The following is a 17,472-nucleotide window of genomic DNA, read 5'->3' as shown; positions in this document are numbered from 1 at the left end:
ACCGCACCCCGAGTCTATCTAAGACCGGGGTTTTTTTCAGCCTAAAAGTTGAAATGAGAGGGGAAAGAACATGAAGCATTTAACGACGATGAGCGAACTCAGTATTGAGGAAATCAAAGATTTGCTTCAAACAGCACAAGATCTCAAAAGCGGAAAAACAGACAATCAGCTGACAGGAACGTTTGCAGCTAACCTGTTTTTTGAACCAAGCACGAGAACGCGATTCAGCTTTGAAGTGGCGGAGAAAAAGCTCGGCATGAATGTCCTGAATCTTGATGGAACAAGCACAAGCGTGCAAAAAGGCGAAACCTTATATGACACCATCCGGACGCTTGAATCAATCGGTGTGGACGTTTGTGTCATCAGGCACAGTGAGGATGAATACTATCAAGCGCTTGTCAGCCAGGTGAATATCCCGATTCTGAATGCGGGAGACGGATGCGGCCAGCATCCGACACAATCACTGCTGGATTTAATGACGATTTATGAAGAGTTTAATACGTTCAAAGGGATTACCGTTTCCATTCACGGCGATATCAAGCACAGCAGAGTGGCAAGGTCTAATGCGGAAGTGTTGACAAGATTGGGTGCCCGCGTCCTGTTTTCAGGTCCTTCTGAATGGCAGGATGAAGAGAATACATTCGGCACATATGTCTCAATGGATGAAGCGGTTGAGGCTTCCGATGTCGTCATGCTGCTGCGCATTCAAAATGAAAGACATCAGTCTGCTGTCAGCCAGGAAGGTTATTTAAATCAATACGGCTTGACCGCAGAACGGGCTGAGCGCATGAAGCAGCATGCGATCATTATGCATCCTGCTCCGGTAAACAGAGGAGTGGAGATTGCTGACAGCCTAGTAGAAAGTGAAAAATCAAGAATCTTCAAGCAAATGCAAAATGGCGTCTTTATCAGAATGGCAGTGATACAGCGTGCCTTACAAACCAAAGTGAAAAGAGGAGAAGCAGCGTATGTCATATCTCATTAAAAACGGCTGGATACTTAACGAAAACGGTGAAAAAACAGAAGCGGACATTCGAGTGACAGGAGAAATCATCTCAGAAATCGGCAAGCTTGATGCAGCTGAGGAAGAAATGGTCATTGACGCAAAAGGATTGCTCGTTTCACCTGGGTTTGTGGATCTCCACGTACACTTTAGAGAGCCGGGCGGAGAGAAAAAAGAAACCATTGAAACCGGAGCAAAAGCAGCAGCACGCGGCGGTTATACAACAGTAGCGGCAATGCCGAATACGCGTCCGGTTCCTGACACGAAGGAGCAGATGGAATGGGTGCAAAACCGAATAAAAGAAACTTCATGCGTCAGGGTTCTTCCATATGCATCCATTACGATCAGGCAAATTGGCGATAAGATGACAAACTTTGAAGCGTTAAAAGAAGCAGGGGCATTTGCCTTTACAGATGACGGCGTCGGTATACAGACTGCAGGAGTGATGTATGAAGCGATGAAACAGGCAGCTGCTATTGACAAAGCGGTTGTTGCGCATTGTGAAGACAACTCCTTAATTTATGGAGGAAGCGTGCATGAAGGGACATTCTCCAAAGCAAACGGCCTCAACGGCATTCCTTCTGTATGTGAATCGGTTCATATTGCCCGCGATGTATTGCTGGCTGAGGCGGCAAACTGCCATTACCATGTATGCCATATCAGTACAAAAGAATCTGTCAGGGTCGTACGCGATGCGAAAAAAGCGGGAATCAGGGTGACAGCAGAAGTGACACCGCATCATTTGCTCCTTAGTGATGAGGACATTCCAGGTCTGGACACAAACTATAAAATGAATCCTCCGCTTCGCAGTGCGGAAGACAGAGCGGCTTTAATCGAAGGCCTTTTAGACGGAACGATCGATTTTATCGCAACAGACCATGCGCCGCATACAGAAGAAGAGAAAAACACAGACATGAAGCTGGCACCATTCGGGATTGTCGGTTTAGAAACAGCGTTTCCGCTTCTATACACACACTTTGTTAAAAATGGTAGCTGGTCTCTGAAACAGCTGATTGACTACATGACAATCAAGCCTTGCGAAGCTTTCGGTCTCCCATACGGAACTTTACAAACGGGTCAGGCTGCAGACATTACGTTAATCGATTTAGAAAAAGAAGCAGTGATAGACAAAGAAACATTTTTATCAAAAGGAAAAAACACACCATTCAACGGCATGAACTGCACCGGCTGGCCGGTCGCTACAATGGCGGCGGGGAAGCTTGTTTATGAAGAAGGGAGACTTGTCAAATGAAAAGACGATTAGTACTGGAAAACGGAGCGGTGTTCGAGGGAGAAGCCTTCGGAAGCTTAGAACACAGCATGGGAGAAGTCGTTTTTAACACTGGAATGACAGGCTATCAGGAAATTTTGTCTGATCCTTCTTACTGCGGGCAGATCGTAACATTAACGTATCCGCTTATCGGAAATTACGGCATCAACCGTGATGATTTTGAATCCATTACGCCTTTTGTAAAAGGGCTGATCGTCAAAGAATTATGTGAACTTCCTTCCAATTGGCGTTCAGCATACACATTAGACGAGTATTTACAAATGAAAAACATTCCGGGACTGCAGGGGATTGATACGAGAAAGCTGACAAGAATGATCCGCACGGCAGGCGCGCTGAAAGGAACATTCGCTTCACCTGATGAAGATATAGAAGCAGTGCTGAAAAGATTGAACGAAACGGAACTGCCGAGAAATCAAGTCTCCCAAGTATCTGCCAAAACAGCATATCCGAGCCCGGGAAGAGGCAAACGCATTGTCTTGGTTGACTTCGGCATGAAGCACGGTATTCTCAGAGAGCTGAACAAACGGAAATGTGACGTTATCGTTGTGCCTTACAATATTACAGCGGAAGAGATGCTTCAGCTGAAACCGGACGGCATCATGCTTTCTAACGGACCTGGAGACCCGAAAGATGTGCCTGAAGCGATTGAAATGATTAAAGGTGTTCTCGGAAAAGTGCCATTATTCGGAATATGTCTCGGCCATCAATTATTCGCGCTGGCGTGCGGAGCGAATACTGAAAAAATGAAATTCGGCCACAGGGGTTCAAACCACCCGGTAAAAGAGCTGGCTACCGGAAAAGTCGCCTTAACATCTCAAAACCATGGCTATACAGTGTCCTCCATCAGCGAAACAGAACTGGAAGTGACGCATATCGCAATTAACGACGATACGATTGAAGGGCTGAAGCATAAAACACAACCGGCATTTACGGTTCAATATCATCCTGAAGCCTCACCTGGCCCTGAGGATGCCAACCATCTATTTGACAGATTCATCGAAATGATTGACACAACAGAGAAAGAAGGGGAAGCGGTATGCCAAAACGCGTAGACATTAACAAAATTTTAGTGATCGGATCTGGGCCGATCATCATCGGCCAAGCAGCAGAATTTGACTATGCGGGAACACAAGCCTGTCTTGCTTTGAAAGAAGAAGGCTATGAAGTCATCCTTGTCAACTCAAACCCTGCCACGATCATGACAGATACAGAAATGGCTGACCAGGTTTACATCGAACCGCTCACTCCTGAATTCCTGACGCGAATCATCAGAAAAGAGCGCCCAGATGCCATTCTTCCTACTCTTGGAGGCCAAACCGGGTTGAATCTTGCGGTTGAGCTTTCTGAAAGAGGTGTGCTGGAAGAGTGCGGCGTCGAAGTGCTTGGCACGAAGCTGTCTGCGATTCAGCAGGCTGAAGACCGTGAATTGTTCAGAACATTAATGAACGAATTGAATGAACCGGTGCCTGAAAGTGAGATCATCCACTCTCTGGAGGAAGCAGAAAACTTCGTCAATCAAATTGGATTCCCTGTCATTGTCCGCCCGGCATATACACTAGGCGGAACAGGCGGAGGTATCTGCTTGAATGAAACTGAGCTGAAAGAAATTGTTGAAAACGGCTTAAAATTAAGCCCGGTTCACCAATGTCTGCTTGAAAAAAGCATCGCCGGATATAAAGAAATCGAGTATGAAGTCATGAGAGACAGTCAGGATCACGCCATCGTCGTTTGTAACATGGAGAACATTGATCCAGTCGGAATCCACACGGGAGACAGTATTGTTGTTGCGCCGAGCCAAACGCTCAGCGACCGCGAATATCAGCTCTTAAGGAACGTGTCGTTAAAATTGATCCGCGCGCTTGGAATCGAAGGCGGATGTAACGTACAGCTCGCTTTAGATCCCGACAGCTTCCAATATTACATTATTGAAGTAAATCCGCGTGTCAGCCGTTCATCAGCTCTTGCGTCAAAAGCGACGGGATATCCGATTGCGAAGCTCGCTGCTAAAATTGCAGTCGGCCTTTCATTAGATGAAATGATGAACCCTGTGACAGGAAAAACATATGCAGCATTTGAACCGGCTCTTGACTATGTCGTATCCAAAATTCCGCGCTGGCCGTTTGATAAGTTTGAATCAGCAAACAGAAAGCTCGGCACGCAAATGAAAGCGACAGGAGAGGTCATGGCGATTGGCCGCACGCTTGAGGAGTCATTACTGAAGGCTGTGCGTTCACTTGAAGCAGATGTGTATCATCTTGAATTGAAGGATGCCGCTGACATTTCCGATGAGCTGTTGGAAAAACGAATTAAAAAGGCCGGTGACGAACGCTTATTCTACTTAGCTGAAGCGTACAGAAGAGGCTACACGGTAGAAGACCTCCATGATTTTTCCGCGATCGATGTCTTCTTCCTGCATAAGCTGTTCGGAATCGTACAGTTTGAAAAAGAACTGAAGGCAAATGCGGGCGATACAGATGTGCTGAGACGGGCAAAAGAACTCGGATTCTCTGATGAATACATCAGCCGTGAGTGGGAAATGAAAGAATCGGAGCTTTACAGCTTAAGAAAGCAAGCGGGAATTGTACCGGTATTCAAAATGGTAGATACGTGCGCTGCGGAATTTGAATCAGAAACGCCATACTTCTACAGCACATACGAAGAAGAAAATGAGTCTGTCGTTACGGATAAGAAAAGTGTGATCGTGCTTGGCTCCGGTCCGATTCGAATCGGTCAGGGTGTTGAATTCGACTACGCGACTGTTCACTCTGTGTGGGCAATTAAACAGGCAGGCTATGAAGCCATTATTGTCAATAACAATCCGGAAACCGTTTCAACTGATTTCAGTATCTCAGACAAGCTGTACTTTGAACCGCTTACGATTGAAGATGTCATGCACATCATTGACCTCGAACAGCCAATGGGCGTTGTCGTACAGTTCGGCGGACAAACTGCGATTAACCTCGCTGACGAGCTTTCTGCACGCGGAGTGAAAATCCTTGGGACTTCTTTAGAAGATTTAGACCGCGCGGAAGACCGGGATAAATTTGAACAAGCGCTTGGAGAACTTGGTGTACCGCAGCCGCTAGGCAAAACAGCGACATCCGTTGACCAGGCGGTAAGCATCGCAAGTGATATCGGCTATCCGGTACTTGTTCGCCCGTCCTATGTGCTTGGCGGCCGGGCGATGGAGATTGTATACCAAGAAGAAGAACTGCTTCATTATATGAAAAATGCAGTCAAAATCAATCCGCAGCACCCTGTATTAATTGACAGATATTTAACGGGGAAAGAAATTGAAGTGGATGCCATATCTGATGGTGAAACAGTCGTCATTCCGGGAATTATGGAGCACATTGAACGTGCGGGCGTTCACTCCGGAGACTCAATCGCTGTTTATCCGCCTCAGTCTCTCACAGAGGACATTAAGAAAAAAATTGAACAATACACGATTGCATTAGCCAAAGGACTGAACATTGTCGGTTTGCTCAATATTCAATTCGTCTTATCACAAGGCGAGGTGTATGTGCTCGAAGTGAACCCGAGATCAAGCAGAACTGTACCGTTCTTAAGCAAAATTACGGGTATCCCAATGGCGAATCTCGCAACAAAAGTCATTCTCGGTCAAAAGCTGGCGGCGTTTGGCTATACAGAGGGCCTTCAGCCTGAACAGCAGGGTGTATTTGTAAAAGCGCCGGTCTTCTCCTTTGCTAAGCTGAGAAGAGTGGACATTACATTAGGGCCTGAAATGAAATCAACTGGTGAGGTTATGGGGAAAGATTCCACACTTGAAAAAGCGCTCTATAAAGCCCTGATTGCTTCAGGCATTCAAATCCCGAACTACGGTTCCGTACTTTTAACAGTGGCTGATAAAGACAAAGAAGAAGGACTTGCCATCGCTAAGCGGTTCCATGCGATCGGCTACAACATTTTAGCGACAGAAGGAACGGCAGGTTACTTGAAAGACGCTTCTATTCCGGCGAAGGTCGTCGGAAAAATCGGCCAGGACGGCCCGAACCTGCTTGATGTCATCAGAAACGGAGAAGCGCAGTTTGTCATCAATACGCTGACAAAAGGAAAGCAGCCGGCAAGAGACGGATTTAGAATCAGACGTGAATCAGTAGAAAATGGTGTTGCCTGCTTAACATCTTTAGATACGGCAGAAGCGATATTGCGAGTGCTGGAAAGCATGACTTTCCGTGCTGATCAAATGCCGGCAGTCAACACAAATCAGGAGGCGGCAGTCACTCTATGAAAAAAGCGTATTTGACAGTATGTTCTAACCAGCAAATTGCAGACCGGGTGTATCAAATGGTTTTGAAAGGGGAGCTTGTCCAAGGGTTTACAACCCCGGGACAGTTCCTTCATCTTAAAGTGAGCGAAGCAGTTACGCCTCTTTTGAGAAGGCCAATCAGCATCGCCGACGTCAATTTTGAAAAAAGTGAAGTCACCATCATTTATCGTGTAGATGGGGAAGGTACAAGGCTGTTGTCTCTAAAGCAGCAGGGTGAGCTTGTGGATGTCCTCGGGCCTTTAGGGAATGGTTTTCCTGTCAATGAAGTCCAACCAGGAAAGACGGCTTTGCTGGTGGGAGGCGGTGTCGGTGTCCCCCCTCTTCAAGAGCTGTCGAAACGCTTGAACGAAAAAGGGGTCAAGGTCATCCACGTTTTAGGATTCCAATCAAAAAAGGACGTTTTTTACGAGAAAGAATGCCGTCAGTACGGAGACACATACGTGGCAACAGCTGACGGAAGCTACGGGGAAACCGGGTTTGTTACAAATGTGATGAAACAAAAAAATCTAGCGTTTGATATTCTCCTCAGCTGCGGGCCGACCCCGATGCTGAGAGCGTTAAAACAAGAATATGCCCATAAAGAAGTTTACCTGTCCATGGAGGAGCGAATGGGCTGTGGAATCGGCGCATGCTTCGCGTGTGTGTGCCATACAAACGAAAGTGAGACATCGTACGTAAAAGTATGTCTCGACGGGCCTGTATTTAAAGCTCAGGAGGTGGCGCTGTAATGCTAGAGGTGAAATTGCCGGGACTTGATTTAAAAAATCCGATCATTCCGGCATCAGGCTGCTTCGGTTTTGGAAAAGAGTTTGCGCGTTTTTATGATTTATCTTGTCTCGGAGCAATCATGATCAAAGCGACGACAAAGGAGCCGCGCTTCGGGAATCCAACGCCGAGGGTAGCTGAGACTGGCGCTGGAATGCTTAATGCGATCGGCCTGCAAAATCCGGGCCTTGAAAGCGTTTTGCAAAATGAGCTGCCGTGGCTTGAGCAGTTTGATACGCCGATCATTGCCAATGTCGCAGGTTCTCAAGTCGAGGATTATGTTGAAGTCGCAGAACATGTCAGCAAAGCGCCTAATGTACATGCACTTGAGCTGAATATTTCCTGCCCGAATGTGAAAACAGGCGGAATCGCTTTTGGCACGAATCCTGAAATGGCTGCTGATGTAACGAAAGCGGTTAAAGAGGTTTCAGATGTCCCTGTTTATGTGAAGCTTTCCCCGAACGTAGCAAATATCACAGAAATTGCAACAGCGATTGAAGAGGCCGGAGCGGATGGTCTTACGATGATCAACACATTAATCGGCATGAGGCTCGATTTACAATCAGGCAAGCCGATATTAGCGAATAAAACAGGGGGACTTTCCGGCCCTGCTGTGAAGCCGGTTGCCATTCGCATGGTATATGAAGTCAGCCAGGCTGTCAATATCCCGATTATCGGCATGGGAGGCGTGCAGACGGCTGAAGATGCACTGGAATTTCTTCTCGCGGGAGCAAGCGCGGTTGCTGTCGGAACAGCAAATTTTGTGAATCCTTTTGCATGCCCGGACATCATTGACCAGCTCCCATCTGTTTTGCGCCAATACGGCTATCAATCCATTGAAGAATGCATCGGAAGGAGCTGGAACCATGAAAAACAACCTGCCCATCATCGCGCTTGACTTTGCATCAGCTGAAGAAACACTTGCGTTCTTAGCGCCTTTTCAAAAAGAACCGTTATTTGTAAAGGTTGGAATGGAGCTTTTTTATCAAGAAGGACCATCTATCGTGAAACAGCTAAAAGAAAGAAATTGCAAGCTGTTTTTAGATTTAAAACTTCATGACATCCCGACCACTGTAAACAAAGCAATGAAACGTCTTGCCGGTCTCGGAGTAGATCTCGTCAATGTTCATGCGGCCGGGGGGAAAAAAATGATGCAGGCAGCACTGGAAGGTTTGGAAGAAGGGACGCCGGCTGGAAAAAAACGCCCATCGCTTATCGCAGTAACCCAGCTGACAAGTACATCTGAACAAATAATGAAGGATGAACTGCTGATCCAAAGGCCTCTGATCGATACGGTTGTGCACTACAGCAAACTGGCGGAAGAAAGCGGGCTGGATGGAGTGGTCTGCTCTGTTCATGAAACAAAAGCTATTTATCAAGCAGTTTCTTCTTCATTTCTGACTGTCACGCCGGGGATTAGGATGTCAGAGGACGCTGCGAATGACCAAATCCGCGTAGCGACACCGGCAATTGCAAGAGAGAAGGGTTCATCAGCAATTGTAGTAGGACGCTCGATTACAAAAGCGGCAGACCCGGTAAAAGCCTATGAAGCTGTCAGACTTGAATGGGAGGGAATCAATCAATGAAACAAATCATCGCAAAACATCTATTAGACATCCAAGCTGTTTTTTTACGCCCGAACGAGCCATTTACATGGGCAAGCGGCATTTTATCGCCAATCTACTGTGACAACCGCCTTACATTATCTTTCCCAGAGGTCAGAAATGATGTCGCCTCAGGCATCAGCAGGCTTTTCAAAGAGCATTTTCCGGAAGCAGAAATGATTGCAGGCACAGCAACCGCCGGTATTCCGCATGCGGCTCTGGCGGCAGACCGTATGAATCTTCCGATGTGTTATGTAAGAAGCAAGCCGAAAGCGCACGGAAAAGGCAATCAGATTGAGGGAGCAGTTCAAAAAGGCCAAAAAACGGTCGTCATTGAAGACTTAATCTCCACAGGAGGCAGCGTGCTTGAAGCTGCGGCAGCTTTGCAAGCGGCTGGCTGTGAAGTGCTCGGTGTCGTCTCAATCTTTACGTACGGGCTACCTAAGGCGCAGGAAGCATTTTCGAAGGCAGAACTGCCATACTACTCATTAACTGATTATGATACGCTGACAGAGGTCGCGCTTGAAAACGGAAATATTCATTCAGACGATCTGGAAAAGCTGAAAACGTGGAAACGAAATCCCGAGTCAAAAGATTGGTTTAAAAAATAAAAATTAATTTTCGCTGATGTATAGGGGCTTAAAAGCCTTGCTATGCTTGAAAACAGGCCTTGAAGCCTGTTTTTTTATTAATCCTATCAAAAAAGTCGGGTTGACTTATGTTAGAATTGTGCTAAAATTTACTACAAATCTAAAAACTTATCAAGAGCGGCTGAGGGACTGGACCTATGAAGCCCGGCAACCTGCATAGTATGTAAGGTGCTACTTCCAGCAAAATGAATTCCATTTTGAAAGATAAGGGCTATATGCTGTTCCTGTCTTTCTTTCCGCTGGATTGAAAGTTTTTTATTTTACGAGGAAAAAGGCTGTTTGCGTTAACGGCAGCCATTACAATGAGGAAAAGACAACCGGCAGAAAGCTACTGTTTGTTTGTCTCCGAAAGGAGGAAAGAAGAAATGTTAACGTACGATAATTGGGAAGAACCAACGATTACATTTCCGGATGACGATCCTTATAAAGGAGCGCTGTCAGTTTTAAAGTGGGCATACGGCCATTACGGCAATGAACTTGTCTATGCCTGCAGTTTTGGAATTGAGGGAATCGTTCTGATTGACTTAATTTATAAAGTGAAAAAAGATGCAGAGATTGTGTTTCTTGATACAGGCCTGCATTTTAAAGAAACCTATGAAACGATTGAACGAGTGAAAGAGCGTTATCCGGGTCTGAATATCATCCTGAAGAAACCAGACCTTACCCTTGAGGAGCAGGCTGGAGAATATGGTGACAAACTGTGGGAAAGAGAGCCGAATCAGTGCTGCTATCTTAGAAAGATCGTTCCTTTAAGAGAGGCGCTTTCAGGACATCCGGCCTGGCTTTCCGGTTTGCGACGCGATCAAGGGCCAAGCCGTGCCAATACGAATTTCTTAAACAAAGATGAAAAGTTCAAATCAGTAAAAGTATGCCCGCTGATCCATTGGACGTGGAAAGACATCTGGAGATACACATCCCGGAATGAGCTGGACTACAACCCGCTTCATGATCAAGGGTATCCAAGCATTGGCTGTGCGCCTTGTACGGCTCCTGCTTTTACTGCCGATGATTTACGGTCAGGCAGATGGAATGGCATGGCGAAAACAGAATGCGGACTGCATGAATAAGGAGCTGCAAAATGGAACTAGCCGCTATTTTATTTAGCTTGTTTTTCGCGATGAATATTGGTGCAAGCGGCGCTGCAGCTTCGATGGGAGTTGCTTACGGCTCCGGAGCCATCAAAAAGAAAACGTACGCTTTGATCCTGTGCGCGGTTGGTGTGCTTGCCGGAGCGGTCATTGGCGGAGGCGAGGTTGTCAAAACCATCAGCTCCGGGATTATTCCCGAGCAGACGATAACCCTGACAATTGTTTGCATCATTATTGGAGCCGCTGCACTGTCGCTCTTTACAGCTAATCTCCTTGGCATTCCATTGTCGACAAGTGAAGTAACAGTTGGCGCGGTTGTCGGAGTGGGAGTGGCTTACAAAGTATTGTTTGTGAACAATCTTCTAGTCATTGTGGCGTTTTGGGTTTTTGTCCCGCTGTTTGCTTTCGGCTTCACCTATTTCGTTTCAAAGCTGTTTAGCTATTTGAAGATTGAAATTAAGTCTTCAAAAAAGCAAAAAATCCTTGGAGCTGTTTTGTTAGTTGCCGGATTTTTTGAAGCGTTCTCTGCCGGCATGAATAACGTGGCGAATGCCGTAGGCCCATTAGTAGCGGCCGGTGTGCTTGATGTCGCGAAAGGAACCTTGTACGGGGGAATTTTTGTCTCCCTTGGCGCGCTTTTATTAGGCAGGCGGGTGTTGGAAACAAACGGGAAGAAAATTACGAGATTCGCAAAAGGAGAAGGCATTCTCTTATCCGGCACAGGAGCCGGACTGGTGATCATCAGTTCTGTATTTGGGATGCCGGTGCCCTTAGCGCAAGTCACGTCATCGTCTATTATCGGAATAGGCATGGCGAAAAACGGTCCGAACGTGTTTCATAAACAAGTTGTTCAAACAATGCTGAAGGTATGGATCGTCTCGCCGTTTTTATCTTTATCGATTTCTTATCTGCTTGTTTCCTTGTTTTTAAAAGCGGATTATTACTCAATCTTTATCATGGTAAGCGTGCTGTTAGCAGCTGGCGGTGCCGTCAGCCTGATGAAGGCCATTCGTAAAGAGAGACGCTCTGTCCACGAACAAGGCGGGGGAATCTAATTATTATTCTGAGTTATTTTATATGTTAACTGGGAGGAAATAAATATTATGAGCTTAGCACCACACGGAGGAACATTAGTAAACAGAGTAGATGAATCATATAACGTGAGCGGCATTCAAAAAGAAATTGAACTTGATTTGATTTCTTTTGCGGATTTGGAATTAATAGGAATCGGCGCATACAGTCCGATCGAAGGCTTCTTTAATGAAAAAGATTACGTATCAGTTGTCGAAAATATGCGTCTTTCTTCCGGCATTGTCTGGTCCCTTCCAATCACGCTTCCGGTCAATGCGCAAAAAGCAGCGGAACTGTCAATCGGTGAAACGGTAAAGTTAACGTATGAAGGAGAAACATACGGTGTTATCCAAATCGAAGACCTGTACGTGCCTGACAAACAAAAAGAAGCGGTCAATGTGTACAAAACGGATGAGCAGGAGCATCCGGGTGTTAAAAAGCTGTTCAGCCGAGGCGATACATATGTCGGCGGACCGATCACTTTGATTAAAAAAGCTTCAAAACAATTCCCTGAGTTTACGTTTGAACCGGCGGAAACAAGACGCCAGTTTGCGGAAAAAGGCTGGGAAACGATTGTCGGTTTCCAAACAAGAAACCCCGTCCACAGAGCGCATGAATACATTCAAAAAACAGCACTTGAAACAGTAGACGGCTTGTTCTTAAACCCGCTGGTAGGCGAAACAAAATCTGATGACATCCCAGCTGATGTGCGGATGGAAAGCTATCAAGTGCTGCTTGACAATTACTACCCGAAAGACCGCGTGTTCCTCGGCGTCTTCTTAGCCGCGATGCGTTATGCAGGACCGAGAGAAGCAATTTTCCACGCGCTTGTCAGAAAGAACTACGGCTGCACGCATTTCATCGTCGGCCGCGATCACGCAGGTGTAGGTGACTATTACGGAACATACGAGGCGCAGGAGCTGTTTGACACATTTAAACCTGAAGAGCTTGGGATTACACCGCTTAAATTCGAGCACAGCTTCTTCTGCGAAAAATGCGGAAATATGGGAACAGCGAAAACGTGCCCTCACGGCAGAGAGCATCACGTCATCTTATCAGGCACTAAGGTAAGAGGCATGCTGAGAGACGGTGTGCTGCCTCCTGCAGAATTCAGCCGCGCAGAAGTCGTAGAAGTGTTAATCAGAGGGATGAAGAAAAAAGAAGAAGCAGGCGTATCTTAAGGAGGACTGGCAGTGACAAATCGCGATATTGTATGGCATGAAGCCTCTATTACAAAAGAAGAGTACCAGCAAAAAAACAAGCACAAAAGCTCAATTCTCTGGCTGACAGGGTTAAGCGGCTCTGGTAAATCAACGATTGCCAATGCCGCTGCGAGAGAATTATTTGAGCAAGGCTATCAAGTCATTGTGCTGGACGGGGATAATATTCGCCACGGCTTAAATAAGGACCTTGGTTTTTCTGATGAAGACCGGAAAGAAAACATCCGCCGAATCGGAGAGGTGGCAAAGCTTTTTGTTCAGCAGGGCACCATTGTGATTACTGCTTTTATCTCTCCTTTCCGCGAGGACAGACAACAGGTTCGCGAGCTTGTGGAAGCAGGCGAATTCAATGAAGTATACGTTAAATGCGACCTTGACATTTGTGAAAAAAGAGATCCGAAAGGACTCTACAAAAAGGCAAGAAACGGGGAAATTCCATTTTTTACAGGAATTGATTCTCCTTATGAAGAGCCGGAAGCACCGGAGCTCGTTCTTGATTCAGGACAGCATGACCGTGAAGCGTGCAAAAACCAGCTGATCGAGTTTGTCAAACAAAAATTGAGCTGAATATGATCGGCTGTGTTCTTCTCAGATGCCGGAATGCAAGCGAGAACAGCACCACAGCAAATGTTCTGGAAGAACTCGAATAGATCGGGGGAAATACGATGGGGAAAGTATATATTGTAGGAGCGGGTCCCGGAGACCCTGATCTGCTGACAATTAAAGCGTTGAAAGCCATTGAAAAAGCGGATGTCATCTTATATGACAGATTAGTAAATAAAGAGATTTTACAATATGCCAAAGAGCAAGCAGACCTGATCTACTGCGGGAAGCTTCCAGATTTTCATACAATGAAGCAGGAAACCATCAATCGATTTCTTGTGAAGTATGCGCAAAAAGGAAAAAACGTTGTCAGATTAAAGGGCGGAGACCCATTTGTGTTCGGAAGAGGAGGGGAGGAAGCGGAATGTCTGTCTGAAAACGGAATTCCGTTTGAAATCATCCCCGGTATTACATCAGGAATCGCGGCAGCCGCTTATGCCGGGATTCCTGTTACTCATCGGGACGCAGGCTCTAACGTCGCATTTGTAACGGGTCATTATCAAAAAGAAGAAGATTTTGATAAAAAGTGGAAAGCGCTCGCTACGGGAATTGATACACTTGTCATCTATATGGGTATCAAAAACGTGCAGCAGATTGAAAGAAAACTTCTTGAAAACGGCCGGGATGGTTCTACACCGGCAGCCTTTATTCATTGGGGAACAACGGATAAGCAAAAATCTGTTTTCTGTACGGTTGAGACCCTTTCAGAAACGGTGATAAAAGAAGACATTAAAAATCCTAGTTTAATTGTCATTGGAAATGTTGTAAATTATCACTATAAGCTGGATTGGTTTGAACCTGAACTGAAAAAACAAGATTTAAGCGAGGCGTTGTAAAATGAAACAAGCCATTTTATATGTCGGTCACGGCAGCCGGATAAAAAAGGCACAGCAAGAAGCGGCAGCCTTTTTGGAAGGATGCAAGGCGCACATCTCTGCGCCTATACAGGAAATCAGCTTTTTGGAGCTTCAGGAGCCGACAATTGAGACAGGGTTTGAAGCATGTGTGAAGCAAGGCGCCACTCATATCGCAGTGGTGCCTCTGCTTCTTTTAACAGCCGCGCATGCAAAGCATGATATTCCGGAAGAAATTGCGCGCGCAGCATTCCGGTATCCTTCGGTCGGCCTTTCATACGGAAAGCCGATCGGAATTGACGAAGAAGTAGTCAAAGCGGTATATCACCGAATGAAAGACATAGGTGTTCCGTATGAAAATGCCAGAGTTGTGCTTATTGGAAGGGGAAGTTCAGATCCTGATGTAAAAAGAGACGTAACCGGGATTGCCCATCTTCTTCAAAATATGCTTCCGGTCAAGGAAGTCATCCCGTGCTTTTTGACAGCATGCGGTCCGAACTATAAAGAGATTTTTTCAGAGCTGAAAAAAGATGACGGCCTAACAACCTTTATCGTTCCATACTTGCTCTTTACCGGTATGCTGATGAATGAAATTGAACGAGAGGTTCAGAAATTAAAAGCCGATAATCCGAATGTCTACCTCTCTTCCTATATCGGTTTTCATCCTCATGTGAAAAACGCATTTTTGAACCGCGTGAGAGAAACCGCCGCAAATCCGGAAGGGGCATTTGATTTTGACGGAGGTTCATATGCTTCCGCTGCACATTAGTCTGGAAAAGAAAAAGGTTGTCATTGCAGGGGGCGGCAGCATCGCTCTCAGAAGACTGAAAACGGTGCTTTCTGAGGGGGCTGATATTACGCTTGTCAGTCCGGATGTTGAACCGGAAATCAAGCAAATGGCAGACAATCACCGCATCAGGTGGGTCAGCCGCACGATTGAAAAAGAAGACTATCTCGATGCTTTTTTGATTATTGCCGCGACTGATCATCCGGCAGTGAACAAAGAGATTGCTCAAACCGCGGCGCCTTTTCAGCTTGTCAATTGTGCCAGTCATGCTGAACTTGGCAATGTATACATGCCGAAAATCGTAAAAAAAGGCCATGTCACGGTGTCAGTCTCGACAAACGGAGCCAGCCCGAAGCACACAAAGGAGCTCGCCGGAAAAGTGGATGAGCTGATTGACGGCGATTTTGTCGCTGAAGTGGACAGGCTTTATCAGGTAAGAAGAAAGAAATAAGCCAGAGCATCATAATGCTCTGGCTTTTTTTGTGCGGCTCAGCTTTTTTTCAGCTTGATGACAGTATCGGCATCAGGTGTGACAAAGACGGTATGCTGGCTGTCGTAGGTGACGAAGCCGGGCTTCGCGCCGTTCGGTTTTTTGACATGTCTGATTTTTGTATAATCGACAGGCACTGAACTTGATTCTTTCGCTTTTGAAAAATAAGCTGCAATTGTGGCTGCTTCTAGAATTGTTTGCTCATCCGGTTCGCTGCTTCTGATGACAACGTGGGAGCCTGGAATATCCTTCGTGTGAAGCCAAATATCATCTCTGGCTGCGGCTCTTGTCGTTAAGTATTCGTTTTGGCGGTTGTTTTTGCCTACTAAAATCGTCAGGCCCGAAGAAGATTCATATGTTTCTAAAACCGGATTGTGCGATTTTGATTTTTTCTGTCCTTTTTGCTGTTTAGGGCGTAAATATTTACCCTCCACAAGCTCTTCCCTGATTTCGCTGATATCTCGGGGAGAAGCGGATGAAAGCTGCTGAATCAGCTGGTCAAAGTATTCGATCTCTTCCTGTGCCAGCCTGATTTGCTCCTCGACAACCGCGACCGAATTTTTCGCTTTTTGATATTTTGTGAAGTAGGCCTGTGCGTTTTCAGAAGGCGTCTTATTCGGATTTAAAGGAATCGTGATTGTCGGACTTTCTTCATCATAATAGTTGATGACCTCAGCCTGTTTATCGCCTTTTTTTAGCATATATAAGTTCGCTGTTAACAGCTCACCGTATAGCTGGAATTCCTTCGCGCTTTCTGAATACTCCAGTGTTTTCTCTAATTTTTTGATTTTGTTGGCATTTTTCTTTCGTTCATTGACAACAAATCGTTCAAGATCCTGAGCCTGCTGTTTGACCCGGTCTCGTTCAGCTTTTCCAAAATAAAAACGATCGAGCAGCTCGCTTAATGAATCAAAACGGCGCGTTTCGCCTTTTAGATGTGTCAGCTCCAGCAGATAAAAATATTCTTTTCCGCTTACGGTCGTAATGTTAGGAATGAAGCGGTGCTCTTTTACTTCCGCGAAAAGCTCCAGCAGTGCTTTTGGAAGTGTGACTTTGTTAGCGAGGCCCGCTCTGTGAACCGCTTCTTTGGCAAAGAGCGGAGACACCCCTGAAAAGTGGTCGACAATCTGTTTATCAAGGCGTCCTTCTTGAAAACTGAGATGACGCAAAATATCGTCTTCTGTTGCCTCAAACGGCGAAATTTTGTCCTGTGCCGGCGGAAGCTTATAATCGTGTCCGGGCAGCACTGTACGATAGCTGTTCATTGACGGTGATAAATGCTTAAGCCCGTCGATGATCACATTGTCTTCTCCGTCTGTCAAAATGATATTGCTGTGGCGGCCCATAATTTCTACATATAGCTTTCGAGTGGTTTCATCGCCAATTTCGTTCCGGCTTTTGATATGAAAAATCATAATGCGGTCTAAGCCCGCTTGTTCGATTTTCTCAATGAATCCGCCCTCGATATGCTTTCTCAGCAGCATGCAAAACATCGGCGGTTCGCTCGGGTTTTCATAAGCTTGCGTTGTAATATGCACCCGTGAATAGCTCGGGTGTGCGGATAACAATAGTTTTTGGTTTTTTCCATTGGCGCGGATGTGAAAAATCACATCGTGTTTATATGGCTGATGGACTTTCGTAATTCGTCCGCCCGTCATTTTCTCATTAAGTTCATGTGTCATTCCGTATGTAAACATACCATCAAACGACATATGCAATACACCCTCTCATTCTTCCTGCATTCGATAATTATAG

16 protein-coding genes and 1 riboswitch are annotated in these 17,472 nt (G+C 45.9%); of the genes, 15 read left to right on the top strand and 1 reads right to left on the bottom strand.

Annotated features, from left to right (window positions below; genetic code table 11):
* Window positions 1-70 precede the first annotated feature (70 nt).
* The 15 genes from V756_RS0119355 to sirC all read left to right on the top strand — a co-directional run bounded on the left by V756_RS0119355 (window position 71) and on the right by sirC (window position 15,678).
* Window positions 71-985 carry an aspartate carbamoyltransferase catalytic subunit gene (locus V756_RS0119355; protein WP_024716119.1) on the top strand — a complete coding sequence of 305 codons (915 nt, stop codon included), beginning with the start codon at window positions 71-73 and terminating at the stop codon, window positions 983-985.
* Complete coding sequence (gene pyrC / locus V756_RS0119350) at window positions 969-2,255, top strand: dihydroorotase (RefSeq protein ID WP_024716118.1); 1,287 nt, start codon at window positions 969-971, stop codon at window positions 2,253-2,255. The genes V756_RS0119355 and pyrC overlap by 17 nt, the downstream gene beginning before the upstream one ends.
* Entirely contained in the window at window positions 2,252-3,346 is a 1,095-nt protein-coding gene (locus V756_RS0119345) for a carbamoyl phosphate synthase small subunit (protein ID WP_024716117.1), read from the top strand. The genes pyrC and V756_RS0119345 overlap by 4 nt, the downstream gene beginning before the upstream one ends.
* Complete coding sequence (carB, locus tag V756_RS0119340) at window positions 3,331-6,546, top strand: carbamoyl-phosphate synthase (glutamine-hydrolyzing) large subunit (RefSeq protein WP_024716116.1); 3,216 nt, start codon at window positions 3,331-3,333, stop codon at window positions 6,544-6,546. Before V756_RS0119345 ends, carB begins: the two co-directional genes overlap by 16 nt.
* Window positions 6,543-7,313, top strand: coding sequence for a dihydroorotate oxidase B electron transfer subunit (pyrK, locus tag V756_RS0119335; RefSeq protein WP_024716115.1), 771 nt, complete (start codon window positions 6,543-6,545; stop codon window positions 7,311-7,313). The genes carB and pyrK overlap by 4 nt, the downstream gene beginning before the upstream one ends.
* The gene (locus tag V756_RS0119330; protein ID WP_024716114.1) at window positions 7,313-8,248 is read left to right on the top strand and encodes a dihydroorotate dehydrogenase; all 936 of its coding nucleotides are present in this window, start codon (window positions 7,313-7,315) and stop codon (window positions 8,246-8,248) included. The genes pyrK and V756_RS0119330 overlap by 1 nt, the downstream gene beginning before the upstream one ends.
* Window positions 8,217-8,936 carry an orotidine-5'-phosphate decarboxylase gene (pyrF, locus tag V756_RS0119325; protein WP_024716113.1) on the top strand — a complete coding sequence of 240 codons (720 nt, stop codon included), beginning with the start codon at window positions 8,217-8,219 and terminating at the stop codon, window positions 8,934-8,936. Before V756_RS0119330 ends, pyrF begins: the two co-directional genes overlap by 32 nt.
* Window positions 8,933-9,565 (top strand): orotate phosphoribosyltransferase, encoded by a 633-nt coding sequence (gene pyrE, locus V756_RS0119320; RefSeq protein ID WP_024716112.1) that lies wholly within the window; start codon window positions 8,933-8,935, stop codon window positions 9,563-9,565. Before pyrF ends, pyrE begins: the two co-directional genes overlap by 4 nt.
* A 144-nt stretch (window positions 9,566-9,709) precedes the next feature.
* A riboswitch (SAM riboswitch) is annotated at window positions 9,710-9,815 on the top strand.
* A 154-nt stretch (window positions 9,816-9,969) separates the two neighbouring features.
* Window positions 9,970-10,671, top strand: coding sequence for a phosphoadenylyl-sulfate reductase (locus V756_RS0119315; protein ID WP_024716111.1), 702 nt, complete (start codon window positions 9,970-9,972; stop codon window positions 10,669-10,671).
* Window positions 10,672-10,682: 11 nt separating this feature from the next.
* Entirely contained in the window at window positions 10,683-11,747 is a 1,065-nt protein-coding gene (cysP, locus tag V756_RS0119310; RefSeq protein WP_024716110.1) for a sulfate permease, read from the top strand.
* A gap of 48 nt (window positions 11,748-11,795) precedes the next feature.
* The gene (sat, locus tag V756_RS0119305) at window positions 11,796-12,944 is read left to right on the top strand and encodes a sulfate adenylyltransferase (protein WP_024716109.1); all 1,149 of its coding nucleotides are present in this window, start codon (window positions 11,796-11,798) and stop codon (window positions 12,942-12,944) included.
* Window positions 12,945-12,956: 12 nt separating this feature from the next.
* The gene (gene cysC / locus V756_RS0119300) at window positions 12,957-13,550 is read left to right on the top strand and encodes an adenylyl-sulfate kinase (RefSeq protein ID WP_024716108.1); all 594 of its coding nucleotides are present in this window, start codon (window positions 12,957-12,959) and stop codon (window positions 13,548-13,550) included.
* Window positions 13,551-13,648: 98 nt separating this feature from the next.
* The gene (gene cobA / locus V756_RS0119295) at window positions 13,649-14,422 is read left to right on the top strand and encodes a uroporphyrinogen-III C-methyltransferase (RefSeq protein WP_024716107.1); all 774 of its coding nucleotides are present in this window, start codon (window positions 13,649-13,651) and stop codon (window positions 14,420-14,422) included.
* Between the two features lies 1 nt (window position 14,423).
* Window positions 14,424-15,209, top strand: coding sequence for a sirohydrochlorin chelatase (gene sirB / locus V756_RS0119290; protein WP_024716106.1), 786 nt, complete (start codon window positions 14,424-14,426; stop codon window positions 15,207-15,209).
* Window positions 15,190-15,678 carry a precorrin-2 dehydrogenase gene (gene sirC / locus V756_RS0119285; protein ID WP_024716105.1) on the top strand — a complete coding sequence of 163 codons (489 nt, stop codon included), beginning with the start codon at window positions 15,190-15,192 and terminating at the stop codon, window positions 15,676-15,678. The genes sirB and sirC overlap by 20 nt, the downstream gene beginning before the upstream one ends.
* A 38-nt stretch (window positions 15,679-15,716) precedes the next feature.
* Here sirC and rqcH read toward each other — a convergent pair whose 3' ends face one another.
* Window positions 15,717-17,429 (bottom strand): tRNA modification protein RqcH, encoded by a 1,713-nt coding sequence (gene rqcH / locus V756_RS0119280; RefSeq protein WP_024716104.1) that lies wholly within the window; start codon window positions 17,427-17,429, stop codon window positions 15,717-15,719.
* Window positions 17,430-17,472 lie beyond the last annotated feature (43 nt).

Origin of the sequence: Bacillus tequilensis KCTC 13622 (assembly GCF_000507145.1) — a bacterium.
GTDB classification, from domain to species: domain Bacteria; phylum Bacillota; class Bacilli; order Bacillales; family Bacillaceae; genus Bacillus; species Bacillus tequilensis.
Note: the sequence above shows the minus strand (reverse complement) of the source record. Positions and strands in the feature narration are given on the sequence as shown.

What these genes read in the sequence shown, in the direction of transcription:
- V756_RS0119355 (WP_024716119.1), top strand. Translation starts at nt 71, where the DNA reads ATGAAGCATTTAACGACGATGAGCGAACTCAGTATTGAGGAAATCAAA.
- pyrC (WP_024716118.1), top strand. Translation starts at nt 969, where the DNA reads ATGTCATATCTCATTAAAAACGGCTGGATACTTAACGAAAACGGTGAA.
- V756_RS0119345 (WP_024716117.1), top strand. Translation starts at nt 2,252, where the DNA reads ATGAAAAGACGATTAGTACTGGAAAACGGAGCGGTGTTCGAGGGAGAA.
- carB (WP_024716116.1), top strand. Translation starts at nt 3,331, where the DNA reads ATGCCAAAACGCGTAGACATTAACAAAATTTTAGTGATCGGATCTGGG.
- pyrK (WP_024716115.1), top strand. Translation starts at nt 6,543, where the DNA reads ATGAAAAAAGCGTATTTGACAGTATGTTCTAACCAGCAAATTGCAGAC.
- V756_RS0119330 (WP_024716114.1), top strand. Translation starts at nt 7,313, where the DNA reads ATGCTAGAGGTGAAATTGCCGGGACTTGATTTAAAAAATCCGATCATT.
- pyrF (WP_024716113.1), top strand. Translation starts at nt 8,217, where the DNA reads ATGAAAAACAACCTGCCCATCATCGCGCTTGACTTTGCATCAGCTGAA.
- pyrE (WP_024716112.1), top strand. Translation starts at nt 8,933, where the DNA reads ATGAAACAAATCATCGCAAAACATCTATTAGACATCCAAGCTGTTTTT.
- V756_RS0119315 (WP_024716111.1), top strand. Translation starts at nt 9,970, where the DNA reads ATGTTAACGTACGATAATTGGGAAGAACCAACGATTACATTTCCGGAT.
- cysP (WP_024716110.1), top strand. Translation starts at nt 10,683, where the DNA reads ATGGAACTAGCCGCTATTTTATTTAGCTTGTTTTTCGCGATGAATATT.
- sat (WP_024716109.1), top strand. Translation starts at nt 11,796, where the DNA reads ATGAGCTTAGCACCACACGGAGGAACATTAGTAAACAGAGTAGATGAA.
- cobA (WP_024716107.1), top strand. Translation starts at nt 13,649, where the DNA reads ATGGGGAAAGTATATATTGTAGGAGCGGGTCCCGGAGACCCTGATCTG.
- sirB (WP_024716106.1), top strand. Translation starts at nt 14,424, where the DNA reads ATGAAACAAGCCATTTTATATGTCGGTCACGGCAGCCGGATAAAAAAG.
- sirC (WP_024716105.1), top strand. Translation starts at nt 15,190, where the DNA reads ATGCTTCCGCTGCACATTAGTCTGGAAAAGAAAAAGGTTGTCATTGCA.
- rqcH (WP_024716104.1), bottom strand. Translation starts at nt 17,429, where the DNA reads ATGTCGTTTGATGGTATGTTTACATACGGAATGACACATGAACTTAAT.